General features: G+C 71.0%; 19 protein-coding genes. 12 read left to right on the top strand and 7 right to left on the bottom strand.

From position 1 onward, the window contains the following. The first annotated feature begins 130 nt into the window (after window positions 1-130). Genes ACFWYW_RS16890 through ACFWYW_RS16865 form a run of 6 tightly spaced genes read left to right on the top strand, consistent with a single transcriptional unit; the run spans window position 131 to window position 5347 of the window. Window positions 131-388 carry an acyl carrier protein gene (locus tag ACFWYW_RS16890; RefSeq protein ID WP_379610278.1) on the top strand — a complete coding sequence of 86 codons (258 nt, stop codon included), beginning with the start codon at window positions 131-133 and terminating at the stop codon, window positions 386-388. Further along, window positions 385-1155, top strand: a complete 771-nt coding sequence (gene fabI, locus ACFWYW_RS16885) for an enoyl-ACP reductase FabI (protein ID WP_379610279.1) — start codon at window positions 385-387, stop codon at window positions 1153-1155. Before ACFWYW_RS16890 ends, fabI begins: the two co-directional genes overlap by 4 nt. Beyond that, a complete protein-coding gene (locus tag ACFWYW_RS16880) occupies window positions 1142-2827 on the top strand; it encodes a thiamine pyrophosphate-binding protein (RefSeq protein ID WP_379610280.1) in 1686 nt (561 codons plus the stop codon). Before fabI ends, ACFWYW_RS16880 begins: the two co-directional genes overlap by 14 nt. Further along, window positions 2817-3896, top strand: a complete 1080-nt coding sequence (locus tag ACFWYW_RS16875) for a hypothetical protein (RefSeq protein WP_379610281.1) — start codon at window positions 2817-2819, stop codon at window positions 3894-3896. The genes ACFWYW_RS16880 and ACFWYW_RS16875 overlap by 11 nt, the downstream gene beginning before the upstream one ends. A gap of 33 nt (window positions 3897-3929) precedes the next feature. After that, a complete protein-coding gene (locus ACFWYW_RS16870) occupies window positions 3930-4760 on the top strand; it encodes a metalloregulator ArsR/SmtB family transcription factor (RefSeq protein WP_379610282.1) in 831 nt (276 codons plus the stop codon). Beyond that, a complete protein-coding gene (locus tag ACFWYW_RS16865; RefSeq protein WP_379610283.1) occupies window positions 4757-5347 on the top strand; it encodes a dihydrofolate reductase family protein in 591 nt (196 codons plus the stop codon). Before ACFWYW_RS16870 ends, ACFWYW_RS16865 begins: the two co-directional genes overlap by 4 nt. 5 nt (window positions 5348-5352) lie before the next feature. Here the strand turns inward: ACFWYW_RS16865 and ACFWYW_RS16860 are convergent, their stop codons facing one another. Together ACFWYW_RS16860 and ACFWYW_RS16855 are read right to left on the bottom strand one after the other, a co-directional pair. Continuing rightward, complete coding sequence (locus ACFWYW_RS16860) at window positions 5353-6264, bottom strand: CU044_5270 family protein (RefSeq protein WP_379610462.1); 912 nt, start codon at window positions 6262-6264, stop codon at window positions 5353-5355. After that, the gene (locus ACFWYW_RS16855) at window positions 6264-6797 is read right to left on the bottom strand and encodes an RNA polymerase sigma factor (RefSeq protein WP_379610284.1); all 534 of its coding nucleotides are present in this window, start codon (window positions 6795-6797) and stop codon (window positions 6264-6266) included. Before ACFWYW_RS16855 ends, ACFWYW_RS16860 begins: the two co-directional genes overlap by 1 nt. 176 nt (window positions 6798-6973) lie before the next feature. Between ACFWYW_RS16855 and ACFWYW_RS16850 the strand changes: the two genes are divergently transcribed. Further along, the gene (locus ACFWYW_RS16850; protein ID WP_379610285.1) at window positions 6974-7357 is read left to right on the top strand and encodes a Cpe/LpqF family protein; all 384 of its coding nucleotides are present in this window, start codon (window positions 6974-6976) and stop codon (window positions 7355-7357) included. Window positions 7358-7393: 36 nt separating this feature from the next. On the opposite strand, the gene ACFWYW_RS16845 is transcribed toward ACFWYW_RS16850, so the two are convergent. The 3 genes from ACFWYW_RS16845 to ACFWYW_RS16835 form a co-directional block, all read right to left on the bottom strand. Continuing rightward, window positions 7394-9103: a S8 family serine peptidase gene (locus ACFWYW_RS16845; RefSeq protein ID WP_379610286.1), complete on the bottom strand. Its 1710-nt coding sequence runs from the start codon at window positions 9101-9103 to the stop codon at window positions 7394-7396. Between the two features lie 116 nt (window positions 9104-9219). Next, a complete protein-coding gene (locus ACFWYW_RS16840; protein WP_379610287.1) occupies window positions 9220-10164 on the bottom strand; it encodes a hypothetical protein in 945 nt (314 codons plus the stop codon). Between the two features lie 63 nt (window positions 10165-10227). After that, window positions 10228-11085, bottom strand: a complete 858-nt coding sequence (locus ACFWYW_RS16835) for a TetR family transcriptional regulator (protein WP_379610288.1) — start codon at window positions 11083-11085, stop codon at window positions 10228-10230. A 78-nt stretch (window positions 11086-11163) separates the two neighbouring features. Here ACFWYW_RS16835 and ACFWYW_RS16830 point away from each other — a divergent pair, with 78 nt between their 5' ends. Then, the gene (locus ACFWYW_RS16830; protein WP_379610290.1) at window positions 11164-12279 is read left to right on the top strand and encodes an FAD-dependent monooxygenase; all 1116 of its coding nucleotides are present in this window, start codon (window positions 11164-11166) and stop codon (window positions 12277-12279) included. A 23-nt stretch (window positions 12280-12302) separates the two neighbouring features. Here ACFWYW_RS16830 and ACFWYW_RS16825 read toward each other — a convergent pair whose 3' ends face one another. Together ACFWYW_RS16825 and ACFWYW_RS16820 are read right to left on the bottom strand one after the other, a co-directional pair. Continuing rightward, window positions 12303-13100, bottom strand: coding sequence for an inositol-3-phosphate synthase (locus tag ACFWYW_RS16825; RefSeq protein WP_379610291.1), 798 nt, complete (start codon window positions 13098-13100; stop codon window positions 12303-12305). Window positions 13101-13207: 107 nt separating this feature from the next. Beyond that, the gene (locus ACFWYW_RS16820) at window positions 13208-15937 is read right to left on the bottom strand and encodes an AAA family ATPase (RefSeq protein ID WP_379610293.1); all 2730 of its coding nucleotides are present in this window, start codon (window positions 15935-15937) and stop codon (window positions 13208-13210) included. Between the two features lie 73 nt (window positions 15938-16010). On the opposite strand from ACFWYW_RS16820, the gene ACFWYW_RS16815 reads away from it, so the two are divergent. From ACFWYW_RS16815 to ACFWYW_RS16800, 4 genes are read left to right on the top strand one after another with little or no spacing between them, the layout of a single operon-like run. Continuing rightward, window positions 16011-17057: an MFS transporter gene (locus ACFWYW_RS16815; RefSeq protein WP_379610294.1), complete on the top strand. Its 1047-nt coding sequence runs from the start codon at window positions 16011-16013 to the stop codon at window positions 17055-17057. A gap of 30 nt (window positions 17058-17087) precedes the next feature. Beyond that, window positions 17088-17441 carry a GntR family transcriptional regulator gene (locus ACFWYW_RS16810; RefSeq protein WP_379610295.1) on the top strand — a complete coding sequence of 118 codons (354 nt, stop codon included), beginning with the start codon at window positions 17088-17090 and terminating at the stop codon, window positions 17439-17441. Further along, window positions 17438-18304 (top strand): ATP-binding cassette domain-containing protein, encoded by an 867-nt coding sequence (locus ACFWYW_RS16805; RefSeq protein ID WP_379610296.1) that lies wholly within the window; start codon window positions 17438-17440, stop codon window positions 18302-18304. Before ACFWYW_RS16810 ends, ACFWYW_RS16805 begins: the two co-directional genes overlap by 4 nt. Further along, entirely contained in the window at window positions 18301-19002 is a 702-nt protein-coding gene (locus ACFWYW_RS16800; protein WP_379610297.1) for a hypothetical protein, read from the top strand. Before ACFWYW_RS16805 ends, ACFWYW_RS16800 begins: the two co-directional genes overlap by 4 nt.

Below are 19002 nucleotides of genomic sequence, written 5' to 3'. Positions count from 1 at the left end.
CCAGCCAGATTGTCCGGCATCTGGACATGGATAACGGCCAGTCCGAAAAGGATCATCGACCATCCTTGACGCTTACAAGTGTTCCGACGTATAACCTCATTCGGCGTAACTTCCATCGAGAGGCTGGGTAATGACTGAAACTCGCGAAGACATATACGGCGAGGTCAGCGCCATCATCCAGGAAGTAACAGGAATGCAAGCGGCAGATGTATCGCCGAAGAAATCCATCGTCGATGACCTCGATATCGACTCGCTGTCTATGGTCGAGATCGGGGTGGCGGTCGAGGACAAGTTCGCGGTCGAGATCACGGACGCGGAGATGCCGAAAATAGTGACGGTCGAGGACCTGATCGACCACATCGAGCAGGCGATGGCGGCCCGGGGTTGAACGGGATACTGACCGGAAAACGACTGCTCATCACGGGTGTTCTCACCCCCTCGTCCATCGCATTCCACGTGGCCAGGCTGGCACTGGAGAATGGCGCGGAAGTCGTTCTCACGGCCTTTCCCCGGGCAAGCCTCGTCGAGCGCCTCGTGCGCCGGCTGCCGGGTCCGGCGCCGGTCGTCGGCCTCGACGTCACCGACCCCGAACAACTCGCCGACCTCGCCGACCGCGTCGGCGAGCATCTCGGCGAGCTCGACGGCGTGCTCCACTCGATCGCCTACGCGCCGCCCGCCGCTCTGGGCGGCAACTTCACCACCACCACGTGGCCGGACGTCGCCACCACGCTGCGGACCTCGACCTACTCGCTCCACAGCCTGTCGATCGCGCTCCTGCCCCTGCTGCGCAAGCCGGGCTCGTCGATCGTCGGGCTCGACTTCGACTCCTCGGTGAGCTGGTCCGAGTACGACTGGATGGGCGTGGCCAAGAGCGGGCTCGAATCCTGCGCCCGCTACCTCGCGTACTACCTCGGCCCCCAGGGCATCCGGGTGAACCTGGTCGCGGCGGGCCCGATCAGGACCGTGGCGGCCGCGGAGTTCGACAAGCAGCCCGGCGACGACTTCTACGCCAAATGGCAGGCCAGGGCCCCGCTGGGCTGGGAGGCCGACGCCGATCCCGTGGCACGGGCCTGCGTGGCGTTGTTCTCCGACTGGTTCCCCGCAACGACCGGGGAGATCCTGCACGTGGACGGCGGTGCGCATGCCGTCGGCTGAGCCCGGGACGGCCATGTGGCGCCACATCGCCACGACCCTCGCGCACGCCGGATGCGATCTGGTGACCGGCGTGCCCTCCGACGAACCCGCTCTGCTCGACGCCGCCCTCGCCGTACCCGGGCTCAAGGTGGTGCCGGTGCGCGACCAGCGGGCGGGCGCCTGCCTGGCGGCTGGGCACGCGCTGGTGTCCGGCGGCCCGGCCGTCCTCGCGACCAACTCCGGCCCTTCGCTGCCCAACGCCCTGGCGGGCCTGCTGGAGGCGGCGTCGCTGCACGCGCCCGTCGTCGTGGTGACCACGCGGATCCCCCGGGCCGGTCTGGGCAGGGGCGGCTTCCAGCAGGTGGACCAGCGTGCGGTCAGCGCCGCCGTGGCCAAGTGGTACGTGCTGGCCGAGGACGTGGACCAGCTGGACTGGGCCCTGCGGCAGGCCGTGCACCGTGCGATCAACGGCGCGCCCGGGGTCGTGGTCGTCGAGCTGGCCGAGGAGGCACTCCAGGGCGAGCCACCGCGAAACGCCGCGCCGACCGCTCCCCCACGACGGCTGCGCTCGGCTCCCGCCGGGGACGATCTCGGCCGGGCGCTGGACGTGATGGCGACGGCCACCGCGCCGGTGATCATCGCGGGCGGCGGCGCGAAGGCGGCCGGCGCGGGCGCTCCGCTGCGGGCGCTGGCCGAGACCTGGGGCGCGGCCGTGTTCGCCACCGCCGCCGGGCGGGGCGTGCTCGACGAGGACCACCCGCGCTACTGCGGACTCGCCGGGCTCTACGCCGCCGCTCCCGCCGCCGGGCTGCTCGACGACGCCGATGTGATCCTGGCATTGGGCACCCGCCTGGAGGAGACCGTACGCACGGGGTGGAGCCTGTCCGGGCAGCGCCTGATCCACGTGGACGCCGATCCCGACGCCTTCGACCTCGCCGTCCGCCCCGAGATCGCGCTGGCCGGCGACGCCGCGCTCACCGCGCGCCTGCTCGCCGACGGCCTCACGGCGCACCCGTCGCCGGCCTGGTCCGAGCGCGTCGCCGCGGTGAAGACCGAACTCCCCCACGCCGGCTCCTTCGCCGCGTCGGCCCTGCGCGCGGTCCGGTCCAGGTTCGGGCGCGACCTCGTGCTCGTCCAGGAGAACGGTCTGCACGACATGTGGAGCTACCACTACCCCCTGCTGTCGCTGTCCGAGCGGGCCAAGGTGGTGGCGCCGGGCGAGCAGACCATGATGGGCTTCGGCGTCGCCGCGTCACTGGGCGCCGCGCTCGCCGAGCCGTCGCTGCCCACCGTCGTGATCTGCGGCGACGGCGCGATGACGATGAGCATGAACGCGCTGCCGGTCGCCGCCGAGCAAGGGCGCGGAATCGTCTTCCTCGTCTTCGAGAACGGCGGCTTCGGCTGGCCACGCTACGTCCGCGCCCTGGCCGGATCCGACACCCGCATCACCCGGTTCGCCGGCGGCGAGCCGCCCTACGAGGCGGTCATCCGCGCGCTCGGCGGCTGGAGCACCCGCTGCCGGACGACCGGCGACCTCGACCCCGCGCTGGAGAAGGCCGCCGAACACGCCAAGAACGGCGCGCTCGCGCTGGTCGCCGTCCCCGTCTCCGACACCGACATCCCTCCCGGCGTCCTTCGCGCGTACGGCGGCGCCCCAGAGTCCCCGGACAAGGCTGACGACCATGACGCGTGACATCTACACCTGGCAGGGTGGATCGGTCGGCATCGCGGTCAGCGACAGCCCCGTCCTCTGGCCGTCCATCGGCGAATATCCCTTCTACGACCGGATCCTGTACTACGTCATGACCCACGACCACCTCAGGAACGCCGCCCTCGGCCACGCGCTCCGGGCGGTGGCGCCGGGCCGCCGGGTCATCGACATCGGGACCGGCCGCGACCTCAACTGGGCCCTGGAAGCCGCCGGTCACGGGGCCAAGCACGTGTACGCGATCGAGGCCAACGGGGAGAGCCACGCCATGGCGGCAAGGAGGGGGGCGGCCTCGCCGTACGCCGACATCATCGAGGTCGTGCACGGCACCTCCTTCGACGTGCGACCGGCGGAGCGGGCGGAGGTGTGCGTGGCCGAGCTCATCGGGTCGATCGCGAGCTCGGAGGGCATGCTCGCGGCCATGAGCGACGCGCACGCGCGCCTGCTCACCCACGACGGCGTGGTCGTGCCCGCCGCCTGTGACACCTTGGCCGGGGCGGTGTCGTCGCGGGAGCTGTTTCCCGATGGCCCGGCCTTTTCGCGGAAGGCGCTGCCGTACCTCAGGAAGATCTTCGATCTTTATGAGCGGCCCTTCGACGTGCGGCTTTCGGTGGCCGATCCGGGGCCGGAGGTCCTGCTGTCGACGGCCGGGGTGGTGGAGAGGCTCCGGTTCGACGGGTCCGCACCGCTGGAGGACACCTCGCGCGTGAGCCTGACGATCGAGCGCGACGGGGCCGTGGACGGGTTGTTGTGCTGGATCGGGCTGGAGGCGGGCGCGGGCGCCAGGCGGGTGGACTCGCTGCGGGACAGGACGAACTGGATGCCGGTGTACCTGCCGGTGTTCGACTCCGTCGTGCCGGTGCGGCGGGGGGACGAGCTCACGGTGGAGTTCGAGCGCCGGACGAGCGACGACGGCGTGCACCCCGACTACCACGTACGCGGGACGCTGGTCACGGCGGCCGGGGTGACCAGCGGGTCGATCCTGTCCGGGCACCACGAGCCGCAGCTCGGGACGAAGCCGATCTACCACCGGCTGCTCGAAGTTATTCCTTGACACGAATATTCGCCATGGTGAATACTCAAGGCCATGGACGCACTCCTCACCGCACTGGCCGACCCGGCCCGCTGGCGGCTCGTCACCCTGTTGGCCGAGCGGCCCCGCTCGGTCGGCGTCCTCGCCCAGCTCGCCGACGCGCGCCAGCCGCAGACGACCAAACATCTGCAGACCCTGGAACGCGCCGGCGTCGTCACCTCCCACCGCACCGGCCAGCGCCGCGTCTACGCGCTTCAGCCGGGCCCCCTGCGGGACCTGGCGGCCGCGATCAACCGGCTGGCCGAGACCGCGGACCAACGCGGCGGCCACCGCGAGACCTTCGACCGCTACGAGCGCAGTCTCGACGCGGAGCGGCTCGCGGCGGACGAGGCGGGCTGGGCCGACGGCCGCTCGTTCCGGTTCCAGCGCGTGCTGCCCGGACCACCTGAGCTGGTCTGGCGTCATCTGACCGAGACCTCCCTGCTCGCCCACTGGTGGACACCCGACGACCTGCGCGTCTCCGAGCTCGTCTTCGAGGCGCGGCCGGGCGGCCGGATCATCCACGAGTACCGCGACGTCGAGGACACCGACGGCACCGACCTGGTGGTCGGACGCGCCGAGGGAGTCGTCGGCGAGGTACGCCCCCGCGAGCGCCTCACCTACCGCAACTCCCCGCTGCTACCCGGCGGCGGAACCGCCTTCACCGCCCACGTCGACCTCGGGCTCCGGCCCACCGGCACGGGCACAGAACTCGACGTCCACTGGCGGATCACCGACAGCACCGTCGACTCCGCCGACTTCATCGCCGGCATCGAGATCGGCTTCGGCCAGAGCCTCGACAAGCTGACCGCGGCCATCGCCGCCGACACAAGGAGCACGAAATGACCAGCCGCAAGGTGACCGCGAACATCTCCCTCACCCTCGACGGCCGCTACCACGGCGCCGGCGGGCCCGGCGACTTCGGGGCGTTCGCCCCGTACGTGACCAGCGACGTCGCCCGCGACCACATGAACCTCATCTGGGAGAACGCCACGACGGCGGTGCTCGGCCGGGTCAACGCCGAAGGCTTCATCGGCTACTGGTCCACGGTCGCCGAGGACGACAACGCCGACCCGCGTGACCGCGGCTACGCCAAGTGGCTGGTCAACACCGAGAAGGTGGTCTTCTCCACCACCCTGACCGAAGCGCCGTGGGAGCGCACGCGCCTGGTGAACGCCCCCGTCGCCGACGTCGTCACCGAGCTCAAGGCCACCGGCGAGGGCGAGATCCTGGCCAACACCAGCCCCACCATCATCAAGGCGCTGCTGGCGGCGGACCTGCTCGACCGGCTGTACCTCATGATCTTCCCCGAGATCGTCGGCGGCGGGCAGCGCCTGTTCGAGGACGGCCTGCCGGCCACCAAGTGGACGCTCACCCACCAGGTGACCGGCCCGCTCGGCGAGATGGCCATGGTGTACGACAGGGTCCGCTGAACGCCCTAGTCCCGCGGCGTCTCGTCGGTCCAGCCCAGCCGCCTGACCACGTACGACGTCATCTCATCCTGTACGGCCAGCAGTTCACCGGTCTCCCGGTCGATGATGATCCGCTGCTCGCCGTACTCCACCGCCACCCCGGCGCGGCCCTCGGCGTCGGTGACCCCGTCGGCGACCCGGAAGCCCGGCAGCCCGGCGAGCAGCCGGTAGAGCGCCGCCCTCGTGCCCGGGGTGCTCTCGGCGTCGAGGAGCATCCACTTGGCCGAGGCCCAGAGCCAGCTCTCCTGGCTGTCGGCCCCGTCGGCGGGGAACTCCTTGAGCATCTCGGCCTTCAGCGCGCCGGCCTCGGTGGGCAGACTGGTGACGGGCGTGAGGGTCAAGGGGATGAAGTAGGTCCTGCCGATGTCGCAGCCGTCGCTGCCCTGGCAGAGCGCGGGCGAACCGGCGTCCTTCCACGCCTGTTCGTCGGCGGGGGTGAGCGGTTTGGTGGTGACCTGACCGCGGTCGGTGTGCCGGCGTCCTTCCCTGTTCACCCACAACACCTCCTCGATCCGGTGCTCGACGGTGTATCCGGCGGCGGTCCTGGTCCGCGAGTGGCGCAGCAGGTCCCGCCGCCACCAGGCGCCCTCGCCGGGAGGTCGCGCGGCCAGCCGGTCGGCCGCCGTGCCGAGCACCGCGGCCGGATCCGGTACGCGCGCCGCCGTCTCGATCCGGGGGCCGCCCAGCATGGGCGCCACCACGAAGCCGCCGGTCAGCACCACGGCGACCGCCGCGGCCGCGAGCGCCATCCTGGACCAGGCCGGCAGGCCGCGGCGTCGCGCGCCGCCGAGCATCCGCGCGCGGAGCGCCATCGCCCTGGCCGGGTCGGCGGGCGGCACGTCCGGCATCACCTCGTCGATGAGCTGGAACTCCTTCATCACACCTCAACTCCCAACGCGTCACGCAGCTTGTTCCTGGCCCGGCTCAGCCGGGAGGCGACGGTGCCGTTGGCGACGCCGAGCGCCGCGGCCACCTCGTCATAGGTCAGCTCGCCGTACGCGACGAGCAGCACCACGTCGCGTTCCCCGCGCGACAGCCCGGCCAGCGCGGCCGAGAGCTTCTGGACGGTCACCCCGGCGGCGATCCGGTCCACGACGCGTTGTTCGTGGCCGTCGTCACCGGGGGACGGGCCGGATCTGGCCAGCGCGCGGTAGCGCCGGAGCTCGGCCCGCCGGTGTTTGCCGATGAGGTTGGTGGCTATGCCGTACAGCCAAGGTCTGATGCCGCCTTGGGCGGCGTCGAAGCTGTCGCGGCGGCGGAAGGCGATCAGAAACGTCTCCGCGGCGAGGTCCTCGGCGATGTCGAGGTCGAGGCGGCGGCCGACGTAGCGGCGTATCTCCTCGTAGTGCGCGTCGAAGACGGTGGCGAATCGCTCGGGGTCGGCGACCGCGCCGTCGAGTGACAGGGTCATGCGGCGTTCTCTCTTGCCGGGAAGTCTGGACACCTGTGATTGCCCGCTCCCGGCCGAGCCTTCCATCAGATTTCGAGTACGGCCTGCCGCACGGTCACCGGCCGCTCCCTCCATCGCCTCATTCTGCCTGAACGGTATGATCTCCCCCCGGTCCGGCGAGATCATGAGGAGTCTTGGTGAAAGCTGTCAGGGTGCTGGCCGCGGTGCTGGCCGCCGTCTCGATCGCGGCGGCGGGGTGTGGCGGCGACGGCGGGACGGCGGTCGCCGTTCCCGACAGTCCGGCGGGCAAGCAGCTGAGCTGGTACATGGACGCCGTGAACCGGACGCCGGTCGCGGACAAGGAGCTCAAGGAGCACCTCAGCGCGGCCTTCCTCAAGGAGATCCCGCCGGAGGAGTTCAACCGGGTCGCCAAGACGCTGGCCGGGCTGAAGGTGACGGAGCTGACCGAGGTGAAGCCGGACGCGCTGAAGGGCAAGGCGTCCGCGTCCGGGCAGCAGTACAAGGCGGAGATCTCGGTCGACGACGCCGGGAAGATCGACTATCTCCTGATCACGGGCTGAGACCAGGTGCGGCCCGGCGGCCGCACCTGGCGGGATTCAGCGGACGGCGTCCAGGGCGTCGACGATGCCGGAGCCGTAGAAGCCGTTACGGGCCCGGCCGCCCTCGCACAGGTGCGTGGCGGTCACGGTGGTGCCGTTGGGCAGGTGGCGGGTGTAGGTGAAGGCCGGCGGCGTCGGGCACGAGGTCCTGGTCGCGGAGGCCTTGAGGACGGATTCGACGATGCTCGGGTTCAGGGTCTTGCCGCCGTGCCTCGGGTCGCGGTGGCCGTACCTGCTGACGATCAGCGCGGCGACGCCCGCGGCGCGCGGGGAGGCCATCGAGGTGCCCTGCAAGTACTGGTAGTAGGCGCAGGTGCCGCGCTGGCAGTCCCGGACCACGTAGTCGACGTTGGGCGAGCCGTCGGGGTTGAGCTCGCCGTTGTCCCTGGCGAGCTGCTCGGGGTAGGCCGACAGCGTGGCCTTGGTGACGTCGCGGGTGTTGGCCGCGGTGTCGTAGACGTCGCCGCCTGGGGCGGACACGTCGACGAATCCGTTGCCGAAGCTGGAGAAGTACGACTTGCGCTTGCTGATGCCGGTGGCCGAGACGCTGATCACGTTGCGTCCCTCGCCGGGCATGGAGATGCAGCTCGGCGGGATGGTCCGCTCGTACGGCGCCTCGCCGGGCTCGCTGGCGAAGTCGGGGCTGCTCGTGTCCACGTAGGGCTTGGTGTAGTCGGCGGCCTGGTTGCCCGCCGCCGCCACCAGCGTGACGCCGCGCCGGTGGGCGTAGTCGAGCGCCCGCTGCGTCGCCTTGATGATCACTGCCTGCTCGGCCCGGTCCGCGGGGGAATCTGCGGCGTTGTCCGTGCAGTTGAACAGCCACGGGTCGATGTAGTAGCTCATGTTGACCACGTCGATGCCGTGATCGCCGGCGTACGTCAGCGCGTCCACGCTGGGCTGCAGGAAGAAGTAACCGGAGTCCTGGCCGGCCCGCAGGTTGACCAGCGTCACCTTGGGCGCCACGCCCGCGATGCCCAGCCGGTTGATCGGCGAGCCGATCGAGGACGCCACGTGGGTGCCGTGGCCGTTCTCGTCCACGTTGGCCGCGTCCTCGCACGAACCGTCGGCCTCGTCCGCGCACGGCCCATCGACCAGCGCGCCGTTGGCGTCGGCGGGGATGTCGGTGGTGAAGTTCCTGCTCAGCGCGTTGCTGAAGTTGGGTGCGATGTCCGGGTGCGTGCCGTCCACGCCGGTGTCCAGAATGGCCACGACCACGTCGCGTCCGCCCTGGTTGTACCGGTGCGAACCGTCCGCGGTCGCGTTCATCTGCTTCATGTCCCACTGCAGCTCGGCCAGCGGCTCGGCGCCCGGCCTCGGCCTCCCGGCCGTCGGGCCCGCCTTGCCGCGGCCGGCGTCGTGCCCTTCCTTTTCGACCGTGTCGGTACGGCGTGCCGTACCGGCGGCCCGTGCGCTGGGCGGCGCCTGCCCGATCGTGCGGTTGCGGGCGACACCCTCGATCGCCCCGTCCGACGCCAGCGCGGCGGCGAAGTCGGCGCGGCTGGTCGTGACGGTGGCCAGGCCGACCGCGGTGTTCTCCTTGACGACGACGCCGCCCGCTGCCTCGATGGCCTGGCGGGCGCCGGTGGCGCCGTCCTTGTAGAGCACCACGTACTCGGCTTCTGGTCCTTGCCGCTGTGCCTGTACCGGTGCCGACAGGGCGGCACCGACAAGTAAGGCCGCGGCGGAGACCATGATGACGCGTTTCACGCGTACCTCCCGTAGGGGCGGAAAGAGCTCGCCCGCCACTTTGAAGGGATTTGCCGGATTCGACCACCTTTGATGAGATCCGTAACCCGAGCGTGACCAACGCCGGTCGGAATGAGTCAGGGGTGCAGGTGGGACCAGCTGGCCTCGTGCCCCCAGAGGGAGGCGGGGTCGACGTAGTGGCGCAGGAGGTCGTTCAGCTCGGCGTCGCCGCGGCCGTTCAGCTCCTCCGAGGCGATCTTCCTCGCCACCCCGGCCAGGAAGTCGGCGATCTGGATACGCGCGTCGAGCCGCGACTCGGTCAGGCGCAGACCGGCCAGCCGGGCGCGGGAGGCCAGGCGGGGGTCGTTGAAGACGCCCTTCAGCTCGACGATCCGCTCCTCCGACAGCGTGGTCTGCCGGTCGTGAACGACCTCGACGGGGCGGCCCGACGAGCTCCAGGCCACGACGGCCTGGATGATGGCGGGGATCAGGGGGTCCAGGACGGGGATCGTGCGGGGGTCCTCGGCCAGCCGTGCCAGGAAGGCGTCCATGTTCCGGCGGGTCGCGGCCAGCGGGCCGGTCAGTTCCGGGGCACGCAGGTCGTTCAGCCGGTCGTAGAAGGTCTGCGCCGGTACGCGGGCGCGCATGACGTCGTTGAAGGACTCCAGGAACGCGGTCCAGCCGTCCAGGGCGGGGCCGGTGCGGTAGAGGACCTCTGTCTCAAAACTACGGTAGAAGCCGAGGCTGGGGCTGTAGGGGTCGTCCAGCAGGTCGACGATCCTGCTGACGATGAAGAAGCGTTTCTCCACCAGGTAGACGCGGGCGGTGCCGTAGATGGGGCCGGACGGGCCCAGGAGCCAGACGAGGGCCGACCGGTGCTTGCCGCGCAGCAGGTGGTTGGCCTTGTACTCGGTGGCGGGTGAGCGGATGCGGTCGCGGAGCACGCGGATGACGTCGTCGGCCGCCTCGATCTCCATCGACACGCTGGCATGCGCGAACACGTCGGTGATCGCGGCGGTCAGGTTCTCCCCCTCCGCCCCCGACTCGTCACACGCGATTTCAAGATCTTGACCGGTCACCATAAGGGCTCCATCGTTGCCCGTGCCTCGAACCAGGCGCAACGGGTTTCGTGCTGTGTCTCAAAACTAGAGGTGGCGGTAGAGGGTGGCTCGTGAGACACCCAGGATCCGGGCGATCTCCGACACGGTGGTGTCGCCGTTCCGGCGGAGGCGGCGGGCTTCGGCGATCATCTCCGCACTCATACTCCGAGGCCGACCCCCCACCTTCCCGCCACCCCCCGCAGAACCCCCTCCGGCCAACGCCCCCTCGCCTGCGCCCGACGCCCGCGCACCCGCGAAAGACCCCTCACCACCGGCTGACAGTCCCTCACCTCCGGCCGCAGGTCGCCGCCCTCCGGGCGAAAGGCCGGTGTTTCCGGGGGGTTCCGCTTCTGCGGGGAGTTCTGATGAGGCGGGAAGTTCCGGGGGGTCGGTGAGGAGGCGGCGAGCGCCGTTCAGGATGTGGTGGCGTAGTTCGTCCGTCGGTACGTCGGCGAGCAGGATCACCGGGTCGCTGAGCAGGGCCACCACCTGGATGGCGCGCACCCGTTCGCCCAGGTCGGGGCTGGGGCCTGCGACCATCTCGTTGGCGCGGTTCATCACCGTGAACCACCGCTCGAACACCTCCGGCGGCAGCGCCGGCATGTTGGCGACGATGGTGCTCAGCACGTCCCGGTGCCGCAGGTACACCTCCAGCAGCGTCTCGACCGTCCCCCACCCGCCGCCGCCCTCCCGCGCCACCCGCTCAACGGCCGCGTCGGTGTCGTCGATGAGCGGCTGGGCGAGAGTGGCGAGGATGTCGGCCTTGGTGCGGAAGTGGTACAGAACGGCGGTCTTGGTCAGCCCCAGCGCCTCGGCGATCTCCCGGACCGAGGTGTTCTGACTGCCCTGGCGCGCGAACAGCTCCCCGGCGGCGGCGAGGATCCTGTCCCTGGTGTCGATCACACCGCGCATCCTACCTCTTGCCTGACCATTGGTCAGGGGGCTATGGTCGCAACTGACCAATGGTCAGGAAGGACCATCATGAACATCCTCATCTCAGGGGCGGGCATCGCGGGCTCCACGCTGGCGTACTGGCTGGCGCGGCACGGCATGAACGCCACCGTCGTCGAGCGGTCGGCGGGACAGCGTTCGAGCGGCAGCCCGGTGGACGTCCGGGGGCAGGCGGTCGAGGTGGCCGAGCGGATGGGCGTGCTGCCCCGGCTGCGGGAGGCCGCCACCCGCGTGAACAGGGTGTCGTTCGTGGACGCCGCCGGTCGGCGCGTGGGTGGCATGCGCGTTGGGCGGCCGGGTGGTGGGGAGGTCGAGCTGCGCCGTACCGACCTCGCCGGGACTTTGACGGAGGCCGCACGCGACCACGCCGAGTTCGTCTACGGCGACTCGATCGCGAGCCTCACGCAGGACGGCGGCGGCGTGGACGTCGAGTTCGACGGCGGCACGCGGCGGCGGTTCGACCTGGTGGTGGGCGCCGACGGCCTGCACTCCAACGTGCGGCGGCTGGCATTCGGCCCGGAATCCCGGTTCGTACGGCATCTGGGGCTCTATGTCGCGACGCTCCCCTTCACCGGGCGGGTGTCCGATCCAAGCGAGGTCGTCATGTACAACGCCCCCGGCCGCTCCGCCACCCTCCATCCCTCGAACGGCGAGGCCGTCGCGGCCTTCATCTTCCACGCGCCCACGTTGCTCGGCTTCGACCACCGCGACACCGCACAGCACCGGCGCCTGCTGTACACCGCCTACCGCGAGCCCGCCTGGCGCCTGCCAGAACTGATGGAACACGTGGCTGCCAAGGACGACCTGTTCTTCGACGCGGTCAGCCGGGTCCGCCTGGACACCTGGACGGCGGGACGGGTGACGCTGGTGGGCGACGCCGCGTCATCGGTGTCCCTGTTCGGCGACGGATCCACCTTGGCCATGTCGGCCGCATACACGCTGGCGGAGGAACTGGCAGCCGGCACCACCACCGCCCTGACCCGCTACGAACACCGCCACCGCACCCTGGCCGACCCCCGCCGGCGCCACGTCACGATGGTCTCCCGCCTCCTGATCCCCAAGACCCGCTACGGCCTGACCACCCGCAACCTCCTGACCCGCCTCCTCCCCACCCCCGGCGGACCGTCAGGAGGGGCGGGTCCTTGATTGCGTTGGGGTGTTTACGCTGGTCAGGACTTCATGAGGGTGGTGGGTAGGACGCCGCCTGTTCCGGTGTCGAGGGCTGACTTGGCCTGCCGTACCGCCTCAAGGACGTTGCCCGCGGCGCTGGGTGAGTCCTCCACGGTCATCCGCACCTCCACCTCCACCGGCGACCCGCCGAACCCCTCCCCCTCAAGCCGGATGTAGGCGACCTTGCGATCCTCCAGGAACGGGATGTACGCGGCCGAGACATGCGTGGACGCCCCCGCGCCCGTCACCTTCGTCGCGCGTTTGCCGGACAGCCGGGCCGGGTCCTGGAGGTTGAGGAAGTCGGCGTTGCCCCCACCGAGCAGTTGGTAGGCGTCGTGGAGCGCCACACCACCGGAGGTCAGCGCGTCGACGAGCGCACGGTGTACGAGCGTGGCGCCGAACGAGCTCTTCAGATCGTCGCCGATCAGCGGAAGACCGGCAGCGCGGAACCGTTCGGCCCAGGCGGGGTCGCGGGCGATCACGGAGGGCATGCAGTTGACGAAGGCGCATCCGGCCAGCAGCGCCGCCTGCGCGTACAGCTCGGTGGTGTGTTGCGCGCCGACCGGGAGGAAGTTGACGAGCACGTCGGTACCACGCAACGCCGCGACGACATCATCCAGAACGGCCTCGCCACGCGCGTCGGGCACCCCGGCCACCGCTTCCCCGGCGAGCAGCCCCTCGGCGACCATCACCCCGGTCGGCGGCACCTCCGCGAAGGCACGGGCGTTGTTGGGCGCCACCCAGATGGCATCCGCGAGATCCAGCCCGACCTTCGCCGGATTCACATCAAAAGCCACGCTGAACGAAATATCCGGCCAGTCATAGAAGACCGCACCCTGGACCAGCGAGGAAGCGCAGTTCCCCACCCCAACCAACCCGACATTAATCACGAAACCCGAGCATGTCAGATCAATCCGCTGCGCCGTGCCACCGCCGCCGCCTCCACCCGTGACGACACCGCCAGCTTGGCCATGATGTTCGAGACGTGCACCCCCGACGTACGTGCCGAGATGAACAACCGCTCCGCGATCTGCCGGTTGCTCAACCCCTCCGCCACCAGCCCCAGCACCTCCAGTTCCCGCGCCGTCAGCCCGTGGCCCGCACCCTCGAGATCCACCCGCCCCGCCGCCGCGAACGCCTCCACCTCCCGCCGCAACGGCCCCGCCCCCAGCCACGCCGCGATCTCCCCCGCCTCCCGCAGCCCTTCGTCCGTCCGCGCCCACCCGCCCTGAGCCTCCCGCGGCCCTTCCCCTGTCCGCGCCCGCCCACCCTGAGCCTTCCGCGACTGTCCGTCCTGCGCGGCGCGCAGCAAAGCCCACCCCAGCATGTACGGCTGGCCGACCGACCGCCACGCGCCCACGGCCTCCTCCCACGACCCCCCGAGCTCCGCCTCGAACGTCGCCCGGTGCGCCCGCTGCACCCGTCCCACCGTGGCCACGCCGTCCGGCGCCCGGGTCAGCGCCCCGGCCCGAGCCGCGACCACGAGCAACGGCCAGGCGTACCGTCGGCTGAGCCTCAGGTCGTGCGCCTCCAGCACATGCCCGACCAGGCGGCGCACCCGGAGCCGGTCCCCGGCCGCCTCGGCCAGGCGGCATTCGAGCAGATCGGGTTCCAGGCACGAGTCGTACCCACGCGAACGCCCCAGCATCAGCGGCCGGGCCTCGTCCACAACGGCGGCGGCCTCGTCGAGCGCGCCCTCCCAGACCGCGACCGTGCCCAGCACCATGAGCAGCCAGGCGCGGTAGATGGGCGGCGGGTCCAGGGCCAGCGCGACCCCGATCACCTCGCGCGCCTCCCGCCAGCGGCCGAGCGACGACAGCGGCTCGGCGAGGTTGGCGGCCAGCAGCGCCCCTCGCGACCTGGCCATCCCGGCCTTCTCGGCCCGCTCGATCCCCGCCCTGGCCACGGCCTCGGCCCTGGCGTGCTCCCCGGCCGCTTCCAGTACGTCCGCTTCGCTGGCGTAGGCCATGAGCACGCCATCCTCATCCACCACCCCCGCCCCGGCATCCGAGACACGCCCAGCGACCAAGAACCCGGAGGACCCGGAGGACGGGGACTCGAAGGGCGAGGACGGCGATGAGGGCGAGGCGTCCGGAGGTGTGGAGGGCAGCGCGGAAGATGTGCGGGCTTGGGTGTAGAGGGTGGTGGCGGTGGTCAGGTCGCCATCCAGGGCGGTCAGGGCGGCGAGGGTGGTGAGGGAGCGGGTGTCGCCCAGGCGGAGGGCCTGCTCGGCGTGCCTTCTGGCCTCGGTGTCCTGGCCGTTCCAGGCCAGGGTGGTGGCCAGGGCGCCGAGGAGGCGGGCGTCGTCGGGCGCCAGCCGTACCGCCTCGTGAAGGTCGGACAGGCCGTCTTCGCCGAGCTGATCGCGGACGGTCACCCGGAGCTCCAGCAGGCGCGCCCGCCGTGTGCCGGTGACCTCGGACAGAGCGGATGTGGTCAGGTCCTCGGCTCGCCGGGCCTCGCCCGCGTGCAGGGCGTCGCGAGCGGCCAACTCCAGGACTCGGGCGTGGTCGAGGCCGGGTGGGGGCTCGGCTGAGGGCCACAGGTCGAGCACCAGGTCCCAGCGCCGTCCCGCCACCGCCGCCGCGAACGCCCGCTCCGGCTCCCCCGCCGCCCGCCAATGCTCCGCCGCCCCGGAAGCCGCCCCGGAAGCCGCCCCGGAAGCCGCCCCAGACCCGGAAGCCGCCCCACCGGACATCGCCTCAAGAGCGGCGGCGACCCGGGCATGCAGCCGCTTACGCTCCCCGGGCAACAACTCGTCGTACGCCGCGTCCCGTATCAAAGCATGCCGGAACCGATACCCGTCACCATCCACCAGCAACAACCGCGCCCGCACCAAAGGCCGCAACGCCTCGTCCAGCGCCAGCTCCCCCACCCCGGCCGCCGCCACCAACACCGGATGATCAACCCGCCGCCCGGCCACGGCGGCCACCCGCAGCACCTCACGGCAGGGCGAGGGAAGCTTGTCGGCCGCCCCCAGCAGCACGTCACGCAGCGAGTCCGGCACAGCGGTCCCACAGTCGGCGAGGGCCTCGGCGAACAGCGGGTTCCCCTCACTCCTGGCCATGATCACATCAAGCCCGGCCCCCGGCCGTGACCCGACCAGCCGCGCCACCTCATCCCGCCCCAAAGGCGGCAACCACAACGTCCGCATCTCAGGCAGCCGCACGACGGTCCGCGAGGTGGCGACCACCATCACCCCGCCCCGGGTCAGATTCCGCAGAAGAAAGGCGAGCAGATCAAGGCTGGCCTGATCAGCCCAGTGGAGGTCGTCGAGGACGAGCACCAGCGGCCCGGCCCTCTCCACGACCTGCAGCGCCTCCTCGAACAACCGCGCCCGCCCGAGATCCACGGCGGGCACCCCCAGCTCGGGCAACAACCGAGCCAGCTCTCCGGGCCCGAAGGGCGCGCCGTGCTCCCTGACCAGCCGCCGCAGCACCGGCACGAACACCGAGTACGGCAGCCCACCGGGGTCCCCGCCGCCCGTCACCACGCGGGCGTCCACCCGCCCGGCGAACTCCGCGGCCAGCCGGGTCTTCCCCATCCCCGCCTCACCGACGACGAGTACGGCGGAGGGCGTGTGGGCCCAAGCCTCGGCGAGCGCCGCCAGTTCCGCATCCCTGCCTACGAACACGTACGCAGCCTAAAGAGTCATTTACGCATCCTGCCGGATCCGCGAAGAAGGCCAGGCTGGCACCGTCACCCCCATGAACCGCCTCATGCTCGCTTCAGCCACCGGCCTCCTGGGCTTCTACCTGCTGTTCTCCGCCGTCCCCGCCTATCTGGGCGACGGCATGTCGGCCGGCCTGGCCACCGGCGCGCTCATGCTGGGCACCGTTCTGCTGGAGCTCGCCGTCCCCTGGCTCCTCAGCCGGTACGGCTACCGCCGCGTCCTGTCCGCCGGCCTGCTTCTCCTGGGCCCGCCCTCGTTCGCCCTGCCGGTCCACGAACTGGTCCTGCCGATCTCCCTGCTCCGCGGCGCCGGCCTGGGCATCGTCGTGGTGGCGGGCACCGCGCTGGTGGCCGAGCTGGTCCCGGCCGAACGCCGCAGCGAGGGCCTCGGCCTGTACGGCGTCGCCGTGGGCGTCCCGTCGATCATCGGCCTGCCCCTGGGCCTGTGGGCCGGCGACCACCTGGGCTTCGTGCCCATCTTCGTCGTGGCAGGCCTGGTCCCGCTGGCGGGCCTGGCCGCGGCGAGGGGGCTACCGGACCTGAAGCCGGCCCCGCGGCAGCACCAGAAGAGCGGCGGCCTGGCGGCGCCGATCGCCGTCTTCGGCGCCGTCGCGCTGGCCGCGGGCGTGGCCATCACCTTCCTGCCCCTGGCCACCTCCCCGAAGCTCGCCTCGGCGGCGCTGCTTGCGCAGTCGATCCTGACCCCGGCCGCCCGCTGGTGGGCGGGCCGCCACGCGGGGGCGCGCTGGCTGGCCCCGTCGGTTCTGGCCGCGGCCGCGGGCATCGGCCTGCTGTTCTGGTCGGCGGAGCCGGTGGCGGTGGTGGCGGGGATGGCGTTGTTCGGCGCCGGGTTCGGGGTGGCGCAGAACCTGACGCTGACGCTGATGTTCGAGCGCGGCGAGGCAGGGCGGGTGAGCGCGCTGTGGAACCTCGCCTTCGACGCCGGCATGGGCGTGGGCGCCCTGGGCCTGGGCGTGGTGATGGGCGTGACCGGCTACCCGCTGGGTTTCGCGCTCGTGGCCGTGGTGGTTCTGGCGGCTCTTCCGTTGACCGGGAACCGCAAGCCTTCTATGGTTCGTTAGTGGAGTAATGAACCACAGAAGCAGGTGTCCATGTTCGACGACCGGAGCCCCATCTACCGGCAGATCGCCGAGCGCATCAAAGCCGATGTGCTCAGCGAGGCGTTGAAGGGCGACGAGCAGGTGATGTCGACCAACCAGTACGCCGCCTTCTACCGGATCAACCCGGCCACCGCCGCCAAGGCGTTCCAGCAGCTCGTCGACGAAGGCGTGCTCTACAAAAAGCGAGGTATCGGCATGTTCGTCAGCCCGGACGCCCGGGACGCGCTGAGGGCCGGCCGGAGGGAGGGCTTCTTCACCGACGTGGTCGACCCCATGGTGAAGGAGGCCAAGGCCATCGGCATCTCCCTCGATGACGTGATCGAGCGGATCAAGGGGGAAATGTGAGGATCGAAGCCCGGGACCTGGTGCTGCGCTATGGCGAGGTCACCGCGCTCGACCGGCTGACGTTCGAGCTGGAGGGCGGCAAGATCTACGGCCTGCTGGGCCGTAACGGCTCCGGCAAGACGAGCCTGATGTCGGTGCTGTCCGCCTTCCGCAGGCAGTCGGCGGGCACCGTCCTGCTGGACGGCGCCCCGGTGTGGGAGAACCCCGCCGTGACCGGCGCCGTCAGCCTGATCCGCGACGCCGGCGAGAGCGTCGACCTCGGCACCGCCGCCGACGCGCTCTACTTCGCCGAATGGCTCCGCCCCACCTGGGACGCCGCCTACGCCAAGGAGCTGATGGAGCTGTTCGGGCTGCGGCCGAAGACGAGGGTCAAGGCCATGTCGAAGGGCCAGCGCTCGGCGATGGGCGTGGTGGTCGGGCTGGCCTCGCGGGCGCCGCTGACCATGTTCGACGAGTCGTATCTGGGCATGGACGCGCCCTCCCGGCAGGCCTTCTACGACGCGCTGCTGGCCGACTACATGGCCCATCCGCGCACGATCATCCTGTCCACCCACCTCATCGAGGAGGTCAGCCCGATGTTCGAGGAGGTCGTCATCATCGACCGCGGGCGCCTCATCGTGCACGAGGAGACCGAGCGCCTGCTGGCCCGCGGCCACGCCGTCACCGGGGCGGCCGCCGCCGTGGACGAGTTCGTGGCCGGGCTGACCGTCCTCGGCGAGAAGGTGCTCGGGCCGACGAAGTCCGCGATGGTCTACGGCGAGCTCGACGCCGCCCACCGCCGCAAGGCCGCGGAGGCGGGGCTCGCGCTCGGGCCGATCGCCATGCAGGAGCTGTTCATCCATCTGACGGGAGGCCCCAAGTGAGGTTCCCCACGCGGCTGCTGGCCGCCAACCTGTGGGTCGCCTTCTTCGCCTGGGCCGCGTACCTGGTCGTGGTGATCGGGATCACCCTGGCCATCCACTTCTTCGGCAACCTCACGCAGAGCGTGTGGGAGCAGGCCGGTCAGCTGCCGCGCTGGGTGGTGCTGTTCGTCGGGGTGGCGATGGTGCGCCAGTTCCTGCCGCTGTTCATCGCCAGCGGGCAGACCAGGCGGCAGTTCGGCTTCATGGCGGCGATCACCACGGCGCTCTACACGCCGTTCGTGGCCCTGCTGATGACCGCCGGATTCCTGGTCGAACGGATGCTCTACATGATCATCGAGCGGCCTCAGTCGCTGGAGCGGGCCCACCTGTTCACCGACGTGACGCAGGTGCCGCTGGTCTTCCTTGAGCACACCGTGGAGTTCATGGCCTGGATCACCGCGGGCATGTTCGTGGGCGCCGGCTTCTACCGCTGGCAGGCGGGCGGCCTGCTGACCATCCCGGTCGGCGTCGGGCTGGTCGTGCTCGGGCTGAGCGCCGTCGGCGCCCGGTTCGGGGTGCCGATGAGCGGCTTCTCGTTCGGCTTCCGGATTCAGTCCGGGCCGGTGCTGACGCTGGTGATGGGGCTGGCCACGTTCGCGCTCGGGCTGCTGCTGACCTGGTCGGTGATCAGGGACACACCACTGAGGAACGGGGGTTAG

Origin of the sequence: Nonomuraea sp. NPDC059023 (assembly GCF_042740095.1) — a bacterium.
In the GTDB taxonomy this organism is placed as follows: domain Bacteria; phylum Actinomycetota; class Actinomycetes; order Streptosporangiales; family Streptosporangiaceae; genus Nonomuraea.
This window is presented reverse-complemented; position numbering and strand designations above follow the sequence as displayed.

Excerpts from the sequence above, each read along its gene's own strand:
- ACFWYW_RS16890 (WP_379610278.1), top strand. The coding sequence starts at position 131 with ATGACTGAAACTCGCGAAGACATATACGGCGAGGTCAGCGCCATCATC.
- ACFWYW_RS16880 (WP_379610280.1), top strand. The coding sequence starts at position 1,142 with ATGCCGTCGGCTGAGCCCGGGACGGCCATGTGGCGCCACATCGCCACG.
- ACFWYW_RS16875 (WP_379610281.1), top strand. The coding sequence starts at position 2,817 with ATGACGCGTGACATCTACACCTGGCAGGGTGGATCGGTCGGCATCGCG.
- ACFWYW_RS16870 (WP_379610282.1), top strand. The coding sequence starts at position 3,930 with ATGGACGCACTCCTCACCGCACTGGCCGACCCGGCCCGCTGGCGGCTC.
- ACFWYW_RS16865 (WP_379610283.1), top strand. The coding sequence starts at position 4,757 with ATGACCAGCCGCAAGGTGACCGCGAACATCTCCCTCACCCTCGACGGC.
- ACFWYW_RS16860 (WP_379610462.1), bottom strand. The coding sequence starts at position 6,264 with ATGAAGGAGTTCCAGCTCATCGACGAGGTGATGCCGGACGTGCCGCCC.
- ACFWYW_RS16855 (WP_379610284.1), bottom strand. The coding sequence starts at position 6,797 with ATGACCCTGTCACTCGACGGCGCGGTCGCCGACCCCGAGCGATTCGCC.
- ACFWYW_RS16840 (WP_379610287.1), bottom strand. The coding sequence starts at position 10,164 with ATGGTGACCGGTCAAGATCTTGAAATCGCGTGTGACGAGTCGGGGGCG.
- ACFWYW_RS16830 (WP_379610290.1), top strand. The coding sequence starts at position 11,164 with ATGAACATCCTCATCTCAGGGGCGGGCATCGCGGGCTCCACGCTGGCG.
- ACFWYW_RS16815 (WP_379610294.1), top strand. The coding sequence starts at position 16,011 with ATGAACCGCCTCATGCTCGCTTCAGCCACCGGCCTCCTGGGCTTCTAC.
- ACFWYW_RS16810 (WP_379610295.1), top strand. The coding sequence starts at position 17,088 with ATGTTCGACGACCGGAGCCCCATCTACCGGCAGATCGCCGAGCGCATC.